Origin of the sequence: Candidatus Accumulibacter sp. ACC003, assembly GCF_907163085.1 — a bacterium.
GTDB lineage: Bacteria > Pseudomonadota > Gammaproteobacteria > Burkholderiales > Rhodocyclaceae > Accumulibacter.
Window position 1 is genome coordinate 464,984 of the sequence record NZ_CAJQTX010000004.1, and the last position, 21,253, is coordinate 486,236.

Annotated in this window: 14 protein-coding genes; 11 read left to right on the forward strand and 3 right to left on the reverse strand. The window is 62.1% G+C overall.

Features of this window, described 5'->3' with window-relative positions:
- Positions 1-173 precede the first annotated feature (173 nt).
- A complete protein-coding gene (glgB, locus tag QZ656_RS09060) occupies positions 174-2,363 on the forward strand; it encodes a 1,4-alpha-glucan branching protein GlgB (RefSeq protein ID WP_291993071.1) in 2,190 nt (729 codons plus the stop codon).
- 108 nt (positions 2,364-2,471) lie between these two features.
- Here glgB and QZ656_RS09065 read toward each other — a convergent pair whose 3' ends face one another.
- Positions 2,472-4,208, reverse strand: a complete 1,737-nt coding sequence (locus tag QZ656_RS09065) for a bifunctional protein-serine/threonine kinase/phosphatase (protein WP_291993072.1) — start codon at positions 4,206-4,208, stop codon at positions 2,472-2,474.
- Between the two features lie 65 nt (positions 4,209-4,273).
- Complete coding sequence (locus QZ656_RS09070; protein ID WP_291993073.1) at positions 4,274-5,128, reverse strand: formate/nitrite transporter family protein; 855 nt, start codon at positions 5,126-5,128, stop codon at positions 4,274-4,276.
- 428 nt (positions 5,129-5,556) lie between these two features.
- Here QZ656_RS09070 and cynS point away from each other — a divergent pair, with 428 nt between their 5' ends.
- A complete protein-coding gene (cynS, locus tag QZ656_RS09075) occupies positions 5,557-6,000 on the forward strand; it encodes a cyanase (RefSeq protein WP_291993074.1) in 444 nt (147 codons plus the stop codon).
- Positions 6,001-6,104: 104 nt separating this feature from the next.
- Here the strand turns inward: cynS and QZ656_RS09080 are convergent, their stop codons facing one another.
- Complete coding sequence (locus QZ656_RS09080; protein ID WP_291993075.1) at positions 6,105-7,631, reverse strand: PLP-dependent aminotransferase family protein; 1,527 nt, start codon at positions 7,629-7,631, stop codon at positions 6,105-6,107.
- Positions 7,632-7,955: 324 nt separating this feature from the next.
- On the opposite strand from QZ656_RS09080, the gene gabT reads away from it, so the two are divergent.
- The 9 genes from gabT (at position 7,956) to QZ656_RS09125 (ending at position 21,226) form a co-directional block, all read left to right on the forward strand.
- The gene (gabT, locus tag QZ656_RS09085) at positions 7,956-9,260 is read left to right on the forward strand and encodes a 4-aminobutyrate--2-oxoglutarate transaminase (RefSeq protein WP_291993076.1); all 1,305 of its coding nucleotides are present in this window, start codon (positions 7,956-7,958) and stop codon (positions 9,258-9,260) included.
- A gap of 363 nt (positions 9,261-9,623) precedes the next feature.
- Positions 9,624-10,625, forward strand: coding sequence for a carbon-nitrogen hydrolase family protein (locus QZ656_RS09090; protein WP_291993077.1), 1,002 nt, complete (start codon positions 9,624-9,626; stop codon positions 10,623-10,625).
- A 161-nt stretch (positions 10,626-10,786) separates the two neighbouring features.
- Entirely contained in the window at positions 10,787-12,262 is a 1,476-nt protein-coding gene (locus QZ656_RS09095) for a biotin carboxylase (RefSeq protein ID WP_291993078.1), read from the forward strand.
- A gap of 16 nt (positions 12,263-12,278) precedes the next feature.
- Positions 12,279-13,283: a C45 family peptidase gene (locus QZ656_RS09100; protein ID WP_291993079.1), complete on the forward strand. Its 1,005-nt coding sequence runs from the start codon at positions 12,279-12,281 to the stop codon at positions 13,281-13,283.
- 39 nt (positions 13,284-13,322) lie between these two features.
- A complete protein-coding gene (locus QZ656_RS09105) occupies positions 13,323-16,085 on the forward strand; it encodes an aminotransferase class I/II-fold pyridoxal phosphate-dependent enzyme (protein ID WP_291993080.1) in 2,763 nt (920 codons plus the stop codon).
- Positions 16,086-16,160: 75 nt separating this feature from the next.
- Complete coding sequence (locus QZ656_RS09110; protein ID WP_291993081.1) at positions 16,161-16,943, forward strand: enoyl-CoA hydratase/isomerase family protein; 783 nt, start codon at positions 16,161-16,163, stop codon at positions 16,941-16,943.
- Positions 16,944-16,950: 7 nt separating this feature from the next.
- Entirely contained in the window at positions 16,951-19,134 is a 2,184-nt protein-coding gene (locus QZ656_RS09115; protein ID WP_291993082.1) for an acetate--CoA ligase, read from the forward strand.
- Positions 19,131-19,919: an enoyl-CoA hydratase-related protein gene (locus QZ656_RS09120; protein WP_291993083.1), complete on the forward strand. Its 789-nt coding sequence runs from the start codon at positions 19,131-19,133 to the stop codon at positions 19,917-19,919. The genes QZ656_RS09115 and QZ656_RS09120 overlap by 4 nt, the downstream gene beginning before the upstream one ends.
- 341 nt (positions 19,920-20,260) lie before the next feature.
- Positions 20,261-21,226, forward strand: a complete 966-nt coding sequence (locus QZ656_RS09125; RefSeq protein WP_291993084.1) for a TAXI family TRAP transporter solute-binding subunit — start codon at positions 20,261-20,263, stop codon at positions 21,224-21,226.
- Positions 21,227-21,253: the final 27 nt, after the last annotated feature.

The window sequence follows — 21,253 nt, forward strand, 5'->3', positions numbered from 1 at the left end:
GTGGTCGTAATGACCACGCAGTAGACTGTTTGCCGAGCCGTGTGGGGTGCGCGAGGGAAGGCGCATGCGCCGTGCGCCGCCGCAGTCTGGCGTGCGCAGAAGACGATCCCCACCATTTTCTGGCCGCGGTCCGCATGCGTGCCGTGGCGTCAACACAAAAATAGAGAAGGCATATGAAACAGGCAGAACGCAGCACGGCACCGACGCTCAATGACAGCCAAATCAAGATCATCGAGGCCAGACATCACGATCCGTTCGAGGTGCTCGGCAAACATCCGAACGAAGACGGCGTAGAGGTCTGCGTCTATATTCCGCATGCCGTGGAAGTATCCATCCTGGAAGGAAATCGGCCGCTGGAACGTGTCGGTGAAAGCGATTTCTTCAAGTGGCGCGGCGCGGCAAGCGACGTTCCGGAGCACTATCGGCTGATCTGGCTCGACGATGCACGTCGCCAGCATATTGCCCACGATCCCTATTCGTACGCACCGCAGATCGGTGACCTCGACCTGCACTTGCTGAGCGCCGGCAATCACCGCCACGCCTACAAGGTTCTCGGCGCCAATTGCCGCGAAGTGGACGGCGTCGCCGGCGTCTTGTTCGCCGTCTGGGCGCCGAACGCCGAGCGCGTCAGCGTCGTCGGCGACTTCAATCGCTGGGACGGTCGTCGCCACCAGATGCGTGTGCGTCCAGGCAGCGGCGTCTGGGAGATCTTCATTCCCGATCTTGCACCGGGGGCGTTCTATCGCTTCGAGATCAGGAATCGGCAAAGCGGCGAGGTGCTGCTGAAGTCCGATCCCTACGGGCAGCAGTTCGAGGCCCGCCCGAAGACCTCGTCAATCGTCGTCGGTGAAAGCGAGCACGTCTGGCAGGACGGCGTGTGGATGGCGAGCCGCGCCGAGTGGGACTGGCAGCATTCGCCGATGTCGGTCTACGAGGTGCATCTGGGCTCGTGGCAGCGCGGGCCCGAGGGCGAATTTCTGAACTACCGCGAACTGGCGGTCAGACTCGTCGACTACGTTTTACGCATGGGCTTCACGCACGTCGAGTTGCTGCCGGTCACCGAGCACCCCTTCGACCTCTCGTGGGGCTATCAGGCGACGGGCTATTTCGCGCCGACCAGCCGTTTTGGCACGCCGGACGATTTTCGCTTCTTCGTCGACCACCTGCATGCGCACGGCATCGGCGTGATTCTCGACTGGGTACCGGCGCACTTCCCGAAGGACGCTTTCGCCCTGGCACGTTTCGACGGCACCGCGCTGTACGAGCACGAGGATCCGCGCAAGGGCGAGCACCTCGATTGGTCGACGCTGATCTTCAACTTCGGCCGCAACGAAGTCAGAAACTTCCTCGTCGCCAGCGCGCTGTACTGGTTGCGCGAGATGCACCTCGACGGCTTGCGCGTCGATGCCGTGGCGTCGATGCTGTACCTGGACTATTCGCGTGAGGACTGGATCCCGAATATCTACGGCGGCCGCGAGAACCTCGAGGCGATCGGCTTTCTGCGCGAGCTCAACAGCGTCACGCACGTCGAATGTCCGGGTGCCTTGATCATCGCCGAGGAATCGACCTCGTGGCCACAGGTGACGCGGCCGGTCTATCTCGGCGGCCTCGGCTTCGACATCAAGTGGAACATGGGCTGGATGAACGACACGCTGCGCTATATCGCGCAGGAACCGATCTATCGACAGTATCACCACAACCTGTTGACTTTCAGCATGCTCTACTCGTTCACCGAGAACTTCATGCTGCCGTTCTCGCACGACGAGGTGGTGCACGGCAAAGGCTCGATGCTGAACAAGATGCCGGGCGACGAATGGCAACGCTTCGCCAACCTGCGCACGCTCTACAGCTATATGTTCACGCACCCCGGCAAGAAGCTGCTGTTCATGGGAACCGAGTTCGGCCAGGGGCTGGAATGGAACAGCGCCGGCGTCCTCGACTGGTACGTCCTGGAATACCCGCTGCACGCCGGCATGCAACTGCTGGTGAGCGATCTCAACCATCTTTATCGCAACAGCGCGCCCCTGTACGCCCACGAGTTCGAGTGGACGGGCTTTGACTGGATCGACTGTAGCGATTCCGCGCAGTCAGTACTCAGCTTCGTGCGCCGGGCGGGATCCGAGTTCTTGATCGTCGTTGTCAACCTGACGCCAGTGCCGCGCCGCTGCTACCGCATCGGCGTTCCCGAGGAGGGTGCGTATAGCGAGATCTTCAACTCCGATTCGCATTTCTACGGCGGCAGCAACATCGGCAATGGGCAGGATGTGCTGTTTGCCGAATCGATCCCGTGGATGAATCGTGCGCACTCGCTGGAGATCACCGTGCCGCCGCTGGCGACGATCGTTCTGGCGCCGCTTCGCTAGCGCCGCCGACCCGTTCCGGGGCCAGCGCTCGCCATGGCGAGCGCCGGTTGGGCCGCCGCCGATCGTCGGCGGTGGCTCGCCGGAGCATCGAGACGCGTGTTGACGCGCCTATTTCACGAGCGTGTTCGTGCTGAGCAAGAACAGGACGATCATCGCCAGCAAGAGCGACAGGCCCTGCCAGAAGCGCAGCGGGTAGCGTTCGATCAGCGGTGGAGGGCGTCCTTCCAGCAGCGCCTGGTTGGGGTGCCTGAGGTCATGGGTGAATTCGGAGAGTTCCTGGTAGCGCTGGTTGGGGTCCGGGTGGACCGCTTTGGCGAGCGTCGCGTCGACCCAGGCCGGGATCTCGCGCTGTTCGTCGAGTACCGATCGGTAGCGCAGTTTTCTCTGCGCCGCCCGGGTTCTTGATTTTGCCACCTCGGCGCCGTACGGCAGTCGTCCCGAGAGCATCTGGTAGGCAATGACGCCAAGCGAGAAGAGGTCGGAGCACGGCCGGCCGGCCTCGCCGAGGAAGTACTCGGGCGCGGTATATTGAACGGTCCCGAGAATGTGCGGCTGCACGTTTGCGCTGCCCGCTTCGGCGAGTCCGGACACGCGCGCGGCGCCGAAATCGATGATCTTTACGGTGCCGGATGCGTCGATCATGACGTTGTTCGGCCGCAGATCCTGGTGCAGCATTTCCATCCGATGGAAGGCGAGCAGGCCTCTGGCGATTTGTTCGACGATGCGCCGCACCGTTTCAAGTTCGGGAGCGGGATTGTCGACTAGCCACTGCGCCAGCGTCTGGCCTTCGACGTACTCGGTGACGACGTAGAGGTAGTTGCGTTTGCGCGCCGGCGGGCAGGGTTTCAGCACGTGCGCGCTGTTGATGCGGCGGGCGATCCACTCTTCCAGCATGAACCGTTCCAGATACGCGGGGTCGCCGCGCAGGTCAATCGACGGGATTTTGATGATCACCGGTAGGCCGCTGTCGCTGTCCTCGGCCAGATAAATATGGCTGCGGCTGCTGCCGTGGACCTCGCGTACGATCCGGTAGCCGTCGAAGGACATCCTGGCTTCGAGGATGGGCGGCGGCGGCAGCTCGGCCCACTGCTGGTAGAGTTCGTTGGCCGCCGGCTGGGGCAGCGTTTCGATGCCGATGATCTGGATCGTCAGATTGTCCTGGCTGCCCTGCGCGTAGGCTTCATCGGCGATTAATTTGGCGGCGCTGTCGAGATCGGCCCGGCACCGGCCAATGGTCGCGACGATGAATCGTGCTGCGGCAAATTCGTAGATGCCGTCGGTCGCCAGGACGAACAGATCGCCTTCCTCGATCTGCAGCGCCTGATAGTCGATTTCGAGTTGTTCGCTGACGCCGAGGGCCCGGCTGAGATAACTCTTGTCCGCTGAAACAAGCAGGCGGTGGTCGTTGGTCAACTGCTCGAGGGTGTCGTCGCGCAGGCGATAAACACGGCTGTCGCCGACGTGGAAAACGTGCGCGGTGGTGGACTTGATGATCAGCGCGCTGAGCGTGCTCACGTAACCGCGGTTCATGTCGTAGCGGTACTGGCTTTGTCGGCTCTGCGAGTACAGCCAGGAGTTCGTTGCCATCAACACCCGCTGCGCCGACGACTTGACCGACCAGGCTTCCGAGGTGCAGTAGTAGTCGTCGAGGAAGCTCTTGACGGCTGACTCGCTGGCGATGTGGCCGACGTCGCTGCTGCTGATGCCATCGGCGATGGCAATGGCGATTCCTTTTGAACCGAGTTGCGGTTCTTCAGGGATGCACAGGCCATGAAAATCCTGATTGATTTCCTTGCGGCCGCGGTCGGAGTACTGACCAACGGAGAGAGTGAGTTTACCGGACATGGCGCATGGCTGATGGTTTGAGCGTCGCGCCGCGCCGGCGGCGCGACGCTCGTGCCGAGTACTGCTCAGGCGGCGTTGCGCTTGGCGGCGCTGCGCAGCTGCGTCGCGTAGTCGGCGTTGCGCTTTGGCGCCGTGCGCACGTGCGTCGAGTACAGCGTCAGGCCGACAAAGGCCAGGCCACCGACCAGGTTGCCGAGCACCGTCGGGATCTCGTTCCAGACCATGTAGTCATAGATCGAGAAGTTGCCACCGAGCATCAGGCCCGACGGAAACAGGTACATGTTCACGATCGAGTGTTCGAAGCCCATGTAGAAGAAGAGCATGATCGGCATCCACATCGCCAGGACCTTGCCCGACACGTTGGTCGACACCATCGCGCCGACGACGCCCGTGGAAACCATCCAGTTACACAGCACGCCGCGGACGAACAGCGTCAGCATGCCCGCTGCACCGTGCGCGGCGTAGCCGACCGTACGGCTTTCGCCGATGACGCCGATTTTCTGTCCGACGATGTTGGGTTCGGTGGTGAAGCCGTAGGTGAAGATGATCGCCATCATCACCGCGACGGTCAGCGCGCCGGCGAAGTTGCCGACAAAGACCAGGCCCCAGTTACGCAGAACGCCGCCCACGGTCACCCCTGGTCGCTTGTCGATCAAGGCCAGTGGGCACAGCGTGAACACCCCGGTCAACAGGTCGAAGCCGAGCAGGTACAGGATGCAGAAGCCGACCGGGAAAAGAATCGCGCCGGCGAGTGGCTGGCCGGTCTGGACGTTGATGGTTATGGCAAAAGCCGCGGCAAGCGCGAGGATGGCGCCGGCCATGTAGGCCCGAACGAGCGTGTCACGAGTGGACATGAAGACCTTGGCTTCGCCGGCGTCGACCATTTTGGTGACGAACTCTGTAGGTGCTAGGTAGGACATGATGTTTCCCCTGGGTGAGTGATGGGTCGCGTTGGCGATAAAGGCGTCCCCCGCCAGCTCGCACCGCTGGCGCGGTACGAGACGCCTTTATCCATTCGCACGCCCGTGCAGACGCATCGTTGCTGCACTGGCGTCAAGCCGCTATCGGCTTGGCTTGAACAAGGCAAAGCACGTATCGTGCCAGCCACATCAAGACCTGCCGACAATGCTCCGCGTCGCCCGGGCGACCCGCGCAAGCCGATTCCTGCCCTCTCGTGGGGCGTGCCTGACGCGATTGCGCTTTCATTTGGTGCGGCGCAGCAGGCTGCCGAGAATTCGCCCGTCGCCGGCGATCGCGGCCGGCATGGCACGAATGCTGCTTAAACTATGAACGCGAGGGGCTCAAGCCGCAGTCCTTCTCGCCAACCGAGCAAACCAGGAGCCAGACCATGAATCGCATCGAAGTGACCGAAATGATCGTCGCCGCAAAAATCCAGAGAGGAATCAAGTGGGCCGATGTGGCGAAGGAGCTTGCTCTGTCGAAGGAATGGGTCACCGCCGCGTGCCTTGGCCAGATGAGCTTTGACGACGAGCAGGCAGCAACTGTCGGCCGCATCTTCGGCCTTCCTGCCGAGGCCGTTGCCCTGCTGCAGGTCGTTCCGTACAAGGGCTCGCTGCCGACCGCGGTACCGAGCGACCCGCTGATCTACCGCTTCTACGAGTTGATCAATGTGTACGGCACGACGTTCAAGGAGCTGATTCACGAAGAATTCGGCGACGGCATCATGTCGGCGATCGACTTCAATATGAAGCTCGAACGCGAGCCGAGCGCGGCCGGTGACCGCGTCCATATCGTTATGTCGGGAAAGTTTCTGCCGTACAAGAAGTATTGATCGCGCCACCTCTTGATCGGTGCTCGATCGGCGCCGTTGACGAGCTTGGTCGGAGCCGGGGTGCTGCCTGTCGATCATTCGACGCAGGCCGTTAGCAGGCTCGCCTACCGGTCGTGGTGATTGCCTGGAGCGCGTAGGGGCTGGCGGCTGCTGGTGCCAGCGCCGCCGCCTCGCTGGCGTTCGAGTCGGCGTTCGATCAGGTCGCACAAGCGGTCGGCGGCGGCTTCGATGCTTGCGGCGTCGGCGGCGGCGAAGCCGAGAACCATCCCCGAGCGGCTGCGGCCCGGGTCGGCGTAATACATCGACAGCGGTCGCAAGACCATGCCGGCGTCGAGCATCTCCCTGGATAGTGCCTGGTCATCGAAAGCTTCGTTGAAAAAATAGGGCAGGTGTAGGCCGGCCATGCCGCCGGTGGTCGTCACCAGCCCGCCTAGCCGTGATTCGATCGCCCGGCGCAGGACGTTGCGGCGTTCCTGATAGATGTTGCGCACGTGCCGAAGATGCGTGCTCAGGTGGCCCTCGTCGATGAAGTCGGCGAGCGTCGCCTGTTCGATCAGGCGTCCTTCCCGGTATAGTTCGGCGTTGCCGATGGCAAAGGCGTCGGCCAGGTGTTCAGGGACCACCATGTAGGCCAGACGCAAGCCCGGGAACATGGTCTTGCTGAAGGTTCCCAGATGAATGACTCGCGCTGACCGCGACTGCCCGAACAGCGAGCCGATGGCATACGGGTGGAAGCGGATCTCGTTGTCGTAGTCGTCCTCGATGATCAGCGCATCGTGCGCGTCGGCGAGTTCGAGAAGCTGCATTCGCCGGCTCAGCGACATCACCACGCCGGTCGGGTACTGGCTCGAGGGGGTGACAAATATCAGCCGTGGTGGCGACGCCGGGTCGGGTGGCGGGACGGTGATCCCCTGGTCATCGACCGGAATGGCGTCGATGTGCAGGCCGTTGGCGCGCAGCACATTGCTCGCGCCCCAGTAACCCGGGTCCTCCATCCACACCCGATCACCGACATCGCAGAGCATTCTTGCACACAAATCAATCGCTTGATGCGAGCCATTGAGGATCAGGATCTGCCGCGGCGAACACGACATCATGCGCGCCCCACGCAGGTAGTCGGCGAGCACCGCCTTCAATGGCCCATAGCCGCCGTGGCTGTAGCGCGCGAGGTGACGCTGTTCGAAGCGATTGTGTTTGCACAACAGGCGCCGCCAGGTCTTGAACGGAAACAGGCCGACGTCGGGCATGCCGGGCACGAACGCGCCGCCCTGCAGCGGGCTGCTGCTGGCGTGCCGGGAAATCTCGACACCGCGTCGCGATAAGCCGGAACCCGCTCGCGGCGGGCTAAGGCGCGGCGTGTGGCTGGGCGCGGCGATCGGCAAGTCTTCCGAGACCAGCGTGCCGGAGCCGCCGCGACTTTGCAGATAGCCCTCGACCAGGAGCTGCTCGTAGACGCGGACCAGCGTACTGCGGCTCAGACCGAGCGCGGCGGTCAATTGGCGTGTCGGCGGCAGCGGACTGCCCGGTGGCAATTGGCCGTCAAAAATCAGGCGCCGGAGCGTCAGGTACAAGGCCGTCTGTCTTCGGGAAGCGCTCGGCTCGCTGTCGAAGTGATGCCGAATGAGTTCCATGCAAAGCGACTTGTCCATCGCGAAGCCGTCCGAATTGGTATCAGGAGTCTTGCAATAATTGGTCTGATTGTCCGCCGCTCTTCAGCGTACAGTCAACCCACTTTGGTGCATGCCGTCGAAATCTGTTGTCTGTTTGGCGGTGCCTCAAGTCAACTGGAACTTTGCGGCGCCAGGACCAGCGCCGGGCAGCGAATGCCATCACCTGGGTCGCAGGCTGCGGCGCGCGTGCCGCAGCCCGTGTCGGGCCCCGAAGTCTCTCGAAGTCGAGCATGGTCGTCGCGGTGGCAGCCACCGACCCGGTCGGCAAACACACAGGAGAAAGCCATGAACGTAGGCAATGAGATGAGCACGGAAACCAACGCCAGTTTGCTGGCCAGGCGCCAGGCGGCCTTGCCGAGGGGCGTTGGCCAGGCGCACCCGCTGTTTGCCGCGCGCGCCGAAAACGCCGAAGTGTGGGACGTCGAGGGCCGGCGCTGGATCGACTTTTGCGCCGGCATCGCGGTCGTCAATACCGGCCATTGCCATCCTCGAGTGGTGGCCGCGGCCAGCGCACAACTGGCGGCGTTTACGCATACCTGCTTCCAGGTCGTCGCCTACGAGTCGTACGTCGAACTGTGCGAGCGCCTCAATGCCGCCGCACCTGGCGCCACGCCGAAGAAGTCCTTTCTGGTCAATACCGGCGCCGAAGCCGTCGAGAACGCCGTCAAGATCGCCCGCGCGGCGACCGGCCGGAGCGGCCTGATCGCCTTCGGCGGTGGCTTCCACGGGCGGACCATGTTCGGTCTGGCGCTGACCGGCAAGGTGGCTCCTTATAAGGTCAAGTTCGGGCCGTATCCGGGCGGCATATTTCATGTGCCGTTCCCGAATGCGCTGCACGGTGTCTCGGAAGACGACTCCATGGCGGCGATCGAACGACTGTTTGCTTACAGCATCGAAGCGTCGCAGGTCGGCGCCATCGTCATCGAACCGGTACAGGGCGAGGGCGGCTACCTGCCGGCGCCATTCACTTTCCTGCGCCGCCTGCGGACGCTGTGCGACCAGCACGGGATCTTGCTGGTTGCCGACGAAGTGCAGAGCGGCATGGCCCGTTGCGGCAAGCTGTTTGCGACCGAGCACTACGACGTCGAGCCCGACATCATCACCCTGGCCAAGGGTCTTGGCGGTGGTCTGCCGGTTGCCGCGATCGTCGGTAAGGCGGCGATCATGGACGCCGCCGAAGTCGGTGGTCTCGGTTCCACCTACGCCGGCAGCCCGGTGGCTGTCGCCGGCGCGCTGGCGGTCCTCGACGTGATTGAGGAGGAGCAGCTGTGCAGCCGCTCGATGGCGCTCGGCGAGCGCATGCGTAGCCGCTTCGGCGCAATGCAGAAAAAGTATTCGAGCATCGTCGAAGTACGCGGCCTCGGGGCGATGACGGCGGTGGAGTTCTGCCGCAATGGTGATCCGCGGCAAGCGGCGGCCGATATGGCCCTGGCCCTGAAGAACGAAGCGGCGCGACGCGGCTTGCTGTTGCTGTTGTGTGGATCAAACGGTAATGTCTTGCGCGTCATGGTGCCGCTGACCATCCCGGAGGTGCTCCTCGACGAAGGTCTGGAGATTATCGACGCGTCGCTGCAGGCGATCGGCGCCTGAACGCCGCGCGGCGGCGACGGCCTGATCGGCCAAGCGCTGTTGGCACTAGCCCAACAGTATCGCCCCTTGGTACGCCTTGCCGTGGTGCTCGCCGCGACGACGCGGCAATTCCGGGAATGGCCGAGAAGCAGACGGCGTCGCCGAATTGTCGTCGCGCGATTACTGTGATGTAGTCGTTTGGCGTGCACAGGGCGCCCGCCTTGAAGAGTCCCGGGCGGGCGGGTCCGTTGCAGCAGTCGAGTTCGCGGCGTCTCGACACGTCACGAGCGTTGACGTAATCTGCTCAGGTTCGCGGCGTCGGAACTTGAGGGCAATTCCAATAATCACCGTACGCTCACTAGCAGCGGCAGGAGAAATCACTTCATGGTTCCGTTTTCAATTGCTGGCCTTCAGATGAATATCTCGATGGAGCACGAGAACATCACCGCGATGGGGCACAAGCTGGACGTCCTCATGGCCCGTTTTCCATGGGTGCAGATGGTCGTCTTCAGCGAGCTGGCGCCTTTCGGACCGGCGCCGTATCACGCGCAGCCGACCGGCGGGCCAGCCGAGCAGATTTTTTGCCAGATGGCCGCCAAGCATGGCCTGTGGTTGCTGCCGGGGTCGATGTTCGAACGCATTGGCGATGATATTTTCAATACGACGCCGGTGATCGATCCGAACGGCAAGGTGATCGCCCGTTACCGCAAGATGTTCCCTTTCCTGCCCTATGAAATGGGTATCAAGCCCGGCACCGAGTTCTGTGTGTTTGACGTCCCCCACATCGGCCGTTTCGGGGTTTCCATTTGCTACGACATGTGGTTTCCCGAAACTACCCGGACGCTGGTCTCGATGGGCGCGGAATGCATTCTCCATCCGACGATGACCGACACCATCGACCGCGATGTCGAGCTGCCGATAGCCCGCGCCAACGCGACCATCAATCAGTGCTATTTTTTCGATGTGAATGGCGTCGGCGACTGCGGCACAGGCCGCTCGGTGATCGTCGGTCCTTCCGGCTACGTCATCCATGAAGCGGGCGGTGGCGAAGAAATCATGCCGGTGGAAATCGATCTGTCGCGCGTTCGTCGCGAGCGCGAGGTGGGAATCCGTGGCCTGGGGCAAACGCTCAAGAGTTTCCGTGACCGCCCGATCGAGTTTCCGGTTTATCAGAAACACCTGGGTCATGAGGGCGACTATCTGAATAGTCTCGGGCCCTTGGTCAAGCCGACGCGCGGATCGCGTTCCGAGCCAGTTGCGCTGCCTGCTGGCGTCGTCGCCGGACCGGACGGTTCGACCGTCTACCTCACCGATCTGCAAGCGGACACCGGTTTCTCTGGTGAATCGCTGGAGAGTGTTGCACCGTACTACCATCATCGCTCGTGAGTGAGCCGATCTCCGGAAGTCAGGCGGGTGACAGGATGAATGCCGCGCTGCTCGCCGGTTCAGCTTTGCTGGCCGTCTTCGGGATCGCTATTTTCGCGATCCAGCGAGGCCGCAAGAGGATGCAAGCCCAAGAAGAAACAAACCCACAGAGGAGACAGGAAATGGAAATGACCCAGCCGCCGTTGTCCACGATCACCAGCATGTCCGACTTGCGCTTGTTCTTCCATCGCAACAAGCGTCCGATCTACTTCATCAGCGCTACCAACTTCAATCTGGCGGGCATGGACGAAAGGGTGCCGCACTTCAAGCACATCAACTACATCGACTGCTACGACGGCCGCCATCCGAATGTCTTCGTTCCCAAGGAGCAGCCGCATGAGGAGTTCGAGGGTATCGAGGACATCAACAACTATCTGTTGCAGAACAAGGAAGTCATCGACTACATCAAGGGACGCGGCGGCGATCCGGTCGCCGTGTTCCTGATGTTCGACGAGAAGACCGAGGAGTTGTGCAAGGAACTGGGCATCGAGCTGTGGTTCCCGCCAGCATCCTTGCGCACGCGTTGCGACAACAAGATGGAAACGGTACGCATCGGCAACAAGGCCAACGTGCCATCGGTGCCGAACGTCTTGGCCAAGGTCGAAAGCTACGAGCAACTGATCAAGCTGACCGAGGAAAATGGTCTTGGCAGCGACCTGGTGATTCAGTCGGCTTTCGGCGACTCGGGTCACACGACTTTCTTTATCTCGAATGACGAAGAGTGGAAGAAGTACGCTGACGAGATCGTCAAGGATCCCGAGGTCAAGGTGATGAAGCGGATTAACTGCCGCGGCGGCACGCTGGAAGCCTGCGTCACGCATTGCGGGACGGTGGTTGGCCCCTTGCTGACCGAAATCGTCGGCGCCAAGGAACTGACGCCATACAAGGGCGGCTGGTGCGGCAACGAGGTCTTCCCCGGAGCTTTTCCGGAAAAGGCGCGGATTACCGCGCGCGACTACGCCTATGCCTTCGGCAACCAATTGCTCGAGGAGGGTTATCGCGGTTACTTCGACCTCGACTTTCTGGTCGACGAGGACAGCGAAGAGGTTTATCTGGGCGAACTCAACCCGCGCGTCTGCGGTGCCAGCCCGATGACCAACCACGCGGCTTTCGCCTATGCCGACGCGCCGCTGTTCTTCTTCCACCTGCTGGAGTTCAGCGGTGCGGACTTCAAGCTCGACGTAGCCGCAATGAACGAACGCTGGAAAAATCCGAAGTACATCGACACCTGGAGCCAACTGGTGATGAAGTACACCGACGAAGAGGTGGATATCGTCGAGGAGGCGCCGCAATCGGGGATCTACCGCATGGACGACGCCGGCAACGTCAGCTATCACCGCTTTGATTATCACCGCCTGGCGGTCGAAGGCGAGAACGAGGCGTTCTGGTTGCGCATCACGGGCCCCGGTGATTACCGCTATGAAGGCGCCGATCTGGGGATTTTGATCACCCGCGGCCGCTCGATGACCGAGGAGTTCAAGCTCAACCCGCGGGCCTTTAACTGGATCAAGGGCATTCAAAGCTTCTACAAGGGCCGACCGCTGGATACCGGCATTCAGCAACCGGCGCCGTCGGCCGGCGCGTTCAAGATCCTCTGATCGTCGGCCGAGCCAGATGGCGCTCATTCAGTCCCAGTCGCTGCTGTTCCGGGCGATCGAGGAAGAACGACCGGGCACCATCTGGCAAGCGCTGTTCGCCGAGTTCTGGCCGTCGTATCGCCGTTGGTACCTGCAAGGCGGCAATGCGGCGCGCCCCTACTACCTGCCTTGCGTACGGGCGCTGCGCAAGCACATGCCGGAGTTGCTGCCAACCTACGAAAAACTCGCCGAACTCGTTGGCGGCGGCGATCTGGAAGCCCGCTTTCTGTCGCTGTTCTGCCCGCCACCGTACGTCACCGCGTGTTCGCAGGTCGCCCTGACCGGAACTCGGCCGCTGCTGCTGCGCAACTACGACTATCCGCCGCAGTTATGTGAAGGCGTAATCCTGAAGACGGCATGGAACGGCCGCCAGGTGATCGGCGTCAGCGACTGCGTCTGGGGCCTACTCGACGGCATCAACGACGACGGCCTGGCAGTATCCTTGTCGTTCGGTGGCCGCCTGGATGTCGGCGAAGGCTTCGGCGTGCCGTTGCTCCTGCGCTACGTGCTGGAAACCTGCCGCCGAACGGCTGAGGCCAGTGCGGCTCTGGCGCGGGTGCCGGTGCACATGAGTTACAACGTGACGGTGCTCGATTGTCACGGCGACTTTGCGACGGTCTATCTGGCGCCGGGCAAGAAAGGCGATATCCAGCGCATCGCGGCGGCGACCAACCACCAGCAGAAGGTCGAATGGCAGCAACACGCGCGTGCGACGTCGACGGTCGAGCGCCTGCGGCTGCTACGGCTGATGCTCGACGACAGCGCCATCACCAGCGAGGCGCTGATCGCCGCCTTCCTGCAAGCACCGATCTACTCGAACGCGTTTGCCCGTGGTCTTGGCACGCTTTACTCGGCCGCCTACTGGCCGAGCGAAGGACGTGCCGATTTTCTCTGGCCAGGCCTTGCCTGGTCGCAGTCGTTTACCGATTTCACGGTTGGCTCGCGGCTGATCGAGTTTGGCAGTTCCCCCACCACCGAATAACGATACGCCAGGCATTGACCTGCGTGAGGAGACAAGAAGATGAAGGCAGACAAGAGCAAGAAATCGCTGGGTGAATATTACAGCGCGCTGCAGCTGCGGACCGATCGCTGGAGCGCGCTGAAAATCGCCAGCGAACAACTCGTCCAGAGCCAGACGGAACGCCGGCGAAGCGAGGCCGAGCGCAAGGTCGTCGAATTGATCGACGCCTTGCGTCCGATCGAACTCTACTGGGCGTTTCCGGGGCACGACACTTTCGGCCGGCTCGGCGACCTTGTAACGCAGGGTCGTTTTGACGTGCTGGCGATCACCGTGCGAAACATCTGTCACGCGCTGCTGAGCAACAGCTATCGACGCAACCCGCACCACCATGACGTCGAGGAATTGACCGAAGGCAGTCCGGACGACGAGTCCACCGAAAATGCGACCAAGGACCTGCTCTACTTCGAAGTGCTGTTCGTCGACAAGTTTTCGCCGATGCAGGAAGAGAATCTGCGTCGCACCCTGCGTGCGCTGCGCCGCCCCGAGGATCCCTTTGTCTATGAACCGGTCTTCGTTCCCAGCCTTACCGATGCCCTGATCGGTGTGATGTTCAACCACAACCTGCAGGCGGTGGTGATTCGCAACGACCTGAAGCGCGAATCGGAACAGACGCTGGAGCTCCTGCATCGCTATCTTTCGCGCCTCGAAGAGGCCGTTCTGGAAGAGGTGGAGCCCAAGGAGTACGGTCCGGAACTGTGCCGGATGATCGCCAAGCTTCGTCCCGAGCTCGACGTGTACCTGTTCACCGATCAGTCGGTCGAAGAAATTGCTGGTGCCAAGCTCGGTAACTGCCGGCGCGTCTTCTACAACCAGGAAGACCATCTGGACCTGCACCTGAACATCCTGCGCGGTGTCTCGGAGCGCTTCGAGGCGCCGTTCTTCAATGCCCTGACGCAGTACGCCCGCATCCCCACCGGCGTTTTTCACGCCATGCCGATCAGTCGTGGCAAGTCGATCACCGCCTCGCACTGGATCAAGGACATGGGCGACTTCTACGGGATGAACATTTTCCTGGCTGAAACTTCGGCCACCTCGGGCGGACTCGACAGCCTGCTCGAGCCGCATGGTCCGATCAAGAAGGCACAGGAGATGGCCGCCCGTGCCTTCGGCTCGAAGCAGACCTTCTTTGCCACCAACGGTACGTCGACCTGCAACAAGATCGTGGTGCAGGCGATTGTCCGCCCGGGCGACATCGTGCTGGTCGACCGCGACTGCCACAAGTCGCACCACTATGGCATGGTCCTGGCCGGCGCGCAGGTCGTTTATCTCGATAGCTACCCGCTCAACGATTACTCGATGTACGGCGCGGTGCCGATGAAAGAAATCAAGCACCGTCTGCTGCAATTGCGGGCGGCAGGCAAGCTGGACCGCGTGCGCATGCTGCTGCTGACCAACTGCACTTTCGATGGCGTGGTCTACAACGTCGAGCGGGTCATGGACGAGTGCCTGGCGATAAAACCGGACCTGGTCTTCCTCTGGGATGAGGCGTGGTTTGCCTTCGCCCGTTTTGGTCCGGCCTATCGGCGGCGCACCGCCATGTACTGCGCCGGCCAGCTGCGCGAGCGTTACCGTTCGCCCGAGTACCGCGCGGCTTATGCCGAGTACCGGGAAAAAATGGCTGATGCCGACGATGAGGTCCTGCTGAACACGCGCCTGATGGCGGACCCCGAGCATGTGCGGGTGCGGGCCTACGCGTGTCAATCGACGCACAAGACACTGACCGCTCTGCGCCAGGGTTCGATGATTCACGTACACGACCAGGATTTCAAGGACGAGGTCGAGCAGGCTTTTCACGAGGCCTACATGACGCACACTTCCACCTCGCCCAATTACCAGATCATTGCCTCGCTCGATATCGGCCGGCGGCAGGTCGAACTCGAGGGCTTCGAGTTCATCCAGCGCCAGGTCGAGCAGGCGATGTCGCTGCGCAAGGTGATCAATACCCACCCGCTGATCAGCAAGTATTTCCACGTTCTCACCGTCGCCGAGATGATTCCCGCCGAGTACCGCAAGTCGGGGATCAAGAGCTACTGGGATCCCGAGCACGGCTGGACCGACATCATGACCGCCTGGAGCGAGGACGAGTTCGTCCTCGATGCGACGCGCATCACGCTGTCGGTGGCGGGTTCGGGCTGGGACGGTGATACGTTCAAGAACGAAATCCTGATGAACAAGCACGGCATCCAGATCAACAAGACCTCGCGCAACACGGTGCTGTTCATGACCAACATCGGCACGACGCGCTCGTCGGTGGCGTATCTGATCGAGGTGCTGGTCAAGATCGCGCGCGATCTGGATGACCGCCTCGACGACGCCAGCAATGTCGAGCGCAAGATCTTCCAACGTCAGGTCAAGGCCTTGCGCGAGGACCTGCCGCCGCTTCCCGATTTCAGTTGCTTTCACGACTCGTTCCGGCTGAGTTCGGGTAATGGTACGCCGGAAGGCGACATCCGCTCGGCGTTCTTCCTCGCTTACGACGAGAGCAAATGCGAATACGTGCCGATCGCCGGCCGGGCGATCGAGAAGGAAATCGCCGCCGGACGCCAGTTGGTGTCGACGACCTTCGTCATCCCCTACCCGCCGGGTTTTCCGATTCTCGTCCCGGGGCAGGTGATCAGTCAGGAAATCATTACCTTCATGCGCGCTCTTGATGTCAAGGAGATTCACGGCTACCGGCCCGAACTTGGCCTGCGCGTCTTTACCGAGCATGCGCTGGCGGTGCTCGAGGTATCGCCGTCGTCGATTCAGGAGCTGCCGACCTGACAACGATCGGCGCGGCTCGCTGCTTTTTGAGTTGCGCCGACGCGTGCACTTGCTGGCAGAAAAGGAGCACTATCGATGCAGACCGAAACGATCATTTATCGATCGGCCGAGGGGATTGCAGAAATCCGTTTGAACCGACCCGAGCGGCTCAACGCGGTAACCCAGCAGCTCTACGACGAAGTCAACGCCGCGCTGGACGTCGCTGAGGCCGACAGCGACGTGCGCGTCGTGCTGTTGACCGGCGAGGGCAGGGCCTTCTGCGTCGGCGCTGATCTCAAAGCCCACAAGGCCGGCCGAACGGCCTTCGCCAGACGCCAGTATCTGTGTGCCGAGCAGAGAGTCTGCAAACGATTGCTGTTGTTGTCGAAGCCGGTGGTGGCCGCGGTCAATGGCTTCGCGCTCGGCGCCGGTGCCGAAATGGCGATCGCTGCGGACTTCATCGTGATCGCCGAGAGCGCGCAGATCGGTCTGCCCGAGGTGAGCATCGGCACATTTCTTGGTGGTGGCGTGACCTATCTGCTGCCGCGCCTGGTCGGCTTGGCCAAGGCGCGCGAACTGGTCTTTCTCGGCGAGCGAATCAAGGGCGAAGAGGCGGTACGTATCGGGTTGGCCAATCGTCTGCTGCCCGACGAGGGTTTTCTCGACGCGGCGCGTGAATTCGCCGCACGGATTGCCGGCAAAGCGCCCCTGTCGATGCAGATGGCCAAGGAGCAGCTGAACATGGCTGCTGAACGTACTCTTGACGCGGCATTTGCTGCCGAACTCGAAGGAATGACCTTCGCCGCAACGACGCAGGACTGGCAGGAGGGAATCGACGCCTTTGCCGAAAAACGCCTGCCGGTTTTCAAGGGCTGCTGAGATGAAAGTGCTGGCTAGCGCAACGCAGCGGAGTCCGCTGCACGATTTTCTCGCACCCGATTCGATTGCCATCGTCGGTGCTTCGGCCGACCCCAGCAAGCGTGGCTACAAGGCGATGGTCGGCCTGATCAAGGACGGCTACGCGGGCAAAATCTACCCGATCAATCCCAAGGTGGACAGGGTTCTCGGCGTCAGGACGTACGCGTCGCTGGCCGACATTCCGGGCACCGCCGACCTGGCGCTGATCTGCACTCCCGCCGCCAGCGTGCCGGGCCTGCTCGTCGAGTGCGGCAAGAAAGGCGTCAAGGGCGCGGTGATCCTGGCCAGTGGCTTTCGCGAAACGGGTCGCCCGGAAGGCATCAAGCTGGAGCAGGAGATGCTGGCCGCTGCGCGCCAGAACGGCGTACGGGTCATTGGCCCGAACACCTCCGGGATGTTCAACCTGCACAAGAAAGTCAACTTGCTGGCGCTGAACAACGTCAAGGCCGGTGGCATCGGACTGATCTCGCAATCGGGCAACATGCTGCTGTCGCTGGTGCTCGAAGCGCAGCGCAACGGTCACGTCGGCTTCAGCACCTACGCCGGGCCGGGCAACCAGGCCGATATCGGCTTCAACGACTACCTGCGCTACCTTGGCGAGGATCCGCACACGCGTGTTGCGACGCTGTACGTCGAAGGTTTTCGTGACGGCCGTCGCTTCCTCGACGCGGCGCGCGAGATCACCGCGTTGAAGCCGGTGGTGGTGTACAAGTCGGGTTCGACCGAGGCCGGTCAGAAAGCCGCCAGTTCGCACACCGGCGCGCTGGCCGGCAGCTACGCGATGACCCTTGACCTGTTGCGTCAGGTCGGCGTCAGTGTGGTGCAGAACTCAGACGAGATCCTGCCCGTCGCCGAGGGCCTGGCACTGCTGCAGAAGGCACGCGGCAAGCGTGTTGCCGTCGTCGCCGATGGCGGCGGTCAGGCGACGATCGCCTCCGACCGGCTGAGCGAAGCGGGGCTGGTGCTGGCCGAGTTGAGCGCCACGACGCGCCGGCGTCTGGGCGAAATCCTTTTTCCGCAGGCGTCGCTGGTCAATCCGGTAGACGTCGCCGGCAGCAGCGATGCCAACCCCGCGCTGCTCGCCGACTGCCTGGAAATCGTCGCCGATGACGACGGCGTCGACAGCATTTTCCTGGTCGGCATGTTTGGTGGCTATCACACGCGCTTTGCCGAAGACCTGCTCGGCGGCGAGATGCGCGGCGCCGAATCGATGATCGAACTGGCGCGTCGGACCGACAAGCCACTGGTGGTCTACAGCCTCTATGCGCCTGTCAATCCACCGGCCCTGCGTCGGCTGCACGAAGCCGGCCTGCCGGTCTACAGTTCGATCGAGCACGCGGTGCGCGTCCTGGCGGCGCTTGGCGAGCGCGGTAGCTATCTGGCGGGCCGCGCCGGCGAGCAGCCGGCGCTGGCGCTTGCGCCCGACGGCGATGCCGAGCGCGCGTTCGCCACGGCACAAGCCGAGGGACGCGACCTTTTCGAGTTCGAGGCCAAGGACTTGCTGCGCGCGCATGGCGTCGCCGTGCCGCTAGAGCGGCTGGCCGCCTCGGCCGGCGACTTGACGGCGATTGCCGAGCACTTCGGCGAGCAGCCGCTGGCGATGAAAGTGGTGTCCCGGCATATTCTCCACAAGTCCGATGCCGGTGGTGTCAAGCTCAATGTGCAAGGTGAAGCGCAAATGCGCGTCGCCTTCGACGAAATCCTCGACTCCTGCCGCGCTTACGACGCGCAGGCGCTGATCACCGGCGTTCTCGTCGCACCGATGGCGCGCAAAGGAACCGAGGTGATCATCGGCGTCGTTCGTGATCCGATATTCGGACCGGTGCTGATGTTCGGGCTGGGCGGTATTTTTGTCGAGATCCTCGAGGACGTCGTCTTCCGTGCCATACCGCTGTCCTACGGCGACGCGTGCTCGATGCTCGACCAGATCAAGTCGCGCAAGATCCTGGGAGGCGTGCGTGGTGAGGCGGCAGTGGACCGGCAAGCGCTGATCGATCTGCTGTTGAAAGTTTCGAGCATTGTCCAGGCCTACCCGTCACTTGCCGAGCTTGACCTCAACCCGGTCATTGCCTTGGCCGACGGCTACGCCGTCGTCGATGCCCGGATCATCGTCGAGCGGGTGGATGCTGACCGGCCGGAGGAAACACTATGAAGATGCCGACGCTTAGCGACGCACTGCTGGAGGTGGACCAGCGGGTGGCGATGCTGACGCTCAATCGCGACGATGTGCGCAACGCGCTGACCGGTACGCGCCTGATCGACGACATCGTCGCTGTCGCCGAGTGGGTCAATAGCTGTGACGAGGTTTCGGTACTGTTGATCACCGGCGCTGGCGCGGCATTCTCGGCGGGTGGCAACGTCAAGGACATGGCCAAGCGCAGCGGTGATTTTGCCGGCGACGTCGCCGAGGTCGCCGAGCGTTATCGGCGCGGCATTCAGCGCATCCCGCTGGCGCTGAACGCCGTCGAAGTTCCGGTGATCGCCGCGGTCAACGGCGCGGCCATTGGTGCGGGCTTCGACCTCGCCAACATGGCCGATATCCGTCTCGCCTCAAGCCGCGCGAAGTTCGGTGAAACCTTCCTCAACCTGGGGATCATCCCCGGCGATGGCGGCGCCTGGTTCATGCAGCGCTTGATCGGTTACCAGCAGGCCTTCGAGTTGACGCTGACCGGACGCATCGTCACCGCCGACGAGGCGAAAGCCCTGGGTATCGTGCTCGAGGTGCTCGAACCCGAGAATTTGTTGCCAAGAGCGCGCGAACTCGCTGCGCGGATTGCCGCCCAACCCGCGAAGGCGCTGCGCTTGACCAAGCGCCTGATGAAAATGGCGCAACGCATGGAGTTAAAGGATTTTCTCGACCTGAGCGCGGCGTTTCAGGGCATGTGTCACAACGAAACGGAGCACCTGGCGGCGGTTCGGGCGATGCTGAAGGCATAATCTGCCGGCGGCCATCTGCGGAAAACCGAGGGGAGAGCGCCTGAAATTGGTCTTTGCCATTTTTTTGAATTGGTCTTCGTGTGCGCCGATTTTGTGTGTACAGTCCATCATGTTGGCATTTTGTCGGCGGCAGTTGGTGAAAGCCTCCTGCGAGTTGGTGTTGGCCAATGGCGCAGATAGCGCTGTAACGGGCTGTTGCAAACCTACCCGGGCAGTATTGGACATCGATGGGAAATGCCTGCGCAGACCTTTCGCACACCTTCCGACGATGAGCTTGGTACCCCCAGGTAGTAGCCGCATAGTTCGTTCTCATTGATAGATCACAAGGAAGGAGACTCAACATGAAAAAACTCACAACTCTGGCCGCCGCTCTGGCGGTCTGCGCCGGCCTCGGTAGCCCGGCGGCTTTTGCGCAGCAGAAATTCGTCACCATCGGTACCGGTGGCGTGACCGGCGTGTACTACGCGGCGGGTGGCGCGATCTGTCGCTTGATGAACAAGGAAAAGAAAACGCACGGTATTCGCTGTTCGGTCGAAAGTACGGGTGGCTCGGTTTACAACGTCAATACCATCAAGGCCGGCGAGCTTGACTTCGGCGTGGCCCAGTCCGACGTGGCGTACAACGCGCTGAAGGGAGAAAACCAGTTCAAGGGTGCCGCTTTCAGCGAATTGCGTTCGGTCTTTTCGATTCATCCCGAGCCGCTGGTCGTGCTCGCCCGCGAGGACGCCAAGGTTACGTCGCTGCTCGACTTCAAGGGCAAGCGCTTCAACATCGGCAATCCGGGTTCCGGGCAACGCGCGACGATGGATATCCTGCTTCCTGCCATGGGCATGAAGACCAGTGATTTCTCGCTGGTTTCGGAAATGAAGGCCGACGAACACGGCGCCGCGCTGTGCGACAACAAGATCGACGGCTTCGCCTACGTTGTCGGTAACCCTTCGGCGAACATCCAGGACCCGACCACGACGTGCCACGCGCAACTGGTCAATATCATCGGCCCGGCGGTCGATAAACTGGTCAAGATGTATCCGTACTACGCCGCGGTGACGATCCCCGGCGGCATGTACGCGCACAACCCGAACCCGACCAACACCTTCGGCGTCGTTGCCGCCTTCGTCTCGTCGTCGAAGGTCTCGAACGACGTCGTCTATGCGATGGTGAAAGCGGTCTTCGACAACCTGGATGACTTCAAGAAGCTGCACCCGGCTTTTGCGCACCTCGATCCGAAAGAGATGATCAAGAACGGCCTGTCGGCACCACTGCATGACGGCGCCGTCAAGTACTACAAAGAGAAGGGCTGGATGTAAGTCGGTCGAAAGAACTCCGGGATCGGC

Excerpts from the sequence above, each read along its gene's own strand:
- QZ656_RS09110 (WP_291993081.1), top strand. The coding sequence starts at position 16,161 with ATGCAGACCGAAACGATCATTTATCGATCGGCCGAGGGGATTGCAGAA.
- glgB (WP_291993071.1), top strand. The coding sequence starts at position 174 with ATGAAACAGGCAGAACGCAGCACGGCACCGACGCTCAATGACAGCCAA.
- QZ656_RS09070 (WP_291993073.1), bottom strand. The coding sequence starts at position 5,128 with ATGTCCTACCTAGCACCTACAGAGTTCGTCACCAAAATGGTCGACGCC.
- cynS (WP_291993074.1), top strand. The coding sequence starts at position 5,557 with ATGAATCGCATCGAAGTGACCGAAATGATCGTCGCCGCAAAAATCCAG.
- QZ656_RS09095 (WP_291993078.1), top strand. The coding sequence starts at position 10,787 with ATGGAAATGACCCAGCCGCCGTTGTCCACGATCACCAGCATGTCCGAC.
- QZ656_RS09065 (WP_291993072.1), bottom strand. The coding sequence starts at position 4,208 with ATGTCCGGTAAACTCACTCTCTCCGTTGGTCAGTACTCCGACCGCGGC.
- QZ656_RS09125 (WP_291993084.1), top strand. The coding sequence starts at position 20,261 with ATGAAAAAACTCACAACTCTGGCCGCCGCTCTGGCGGTCTGCGCCGGC.
- QZ656_RS09080 (WP_291993075.1), bottom strand. The coding sequence starts at position 7,631 with ATGGAACTCATTCGGCATCACTTCGACAGCGAGCCGAGCGCTTCCCGA.
- QZ656_RS09120 (WP_291993083.1), top strand. The coding sequence starts at position 19,131 with ATGAAGATGCCGACGCTTAGCGACGCACTGCTGGAGGTGGACCAGCGG.
- QZ656_RS09090 (WP_291993077.1), top strand. The coding sequence starts at position 9,624 with ATGGTTCCGTTTTCAATTGCTGGCCTTCAGATGAATATCTCGATGGAG.
- gabT (WP_291993076.1), top strand. The coding sequence starts at position 7,956 with ATGAACGTAGGCAATGAGATGAGCACGGAAACCAACGCCAGTTTGCTG.
- QZ656_RS09105 (WP_291993080.1), top strand. The coding sequence starts at position 13,323 with ATGAAGGCAGACAAGAGCAAGAAATCGCTGGGTGAATATTACAGCGCG.
- QZ656_RS09100 (WP_291993079.1), top strand. The coding sequence starts at position 12,279 with ATGGCGCTCATTCAGTCCCAGTCGCTGCTGTTCCGGGCGATCGAGGAA.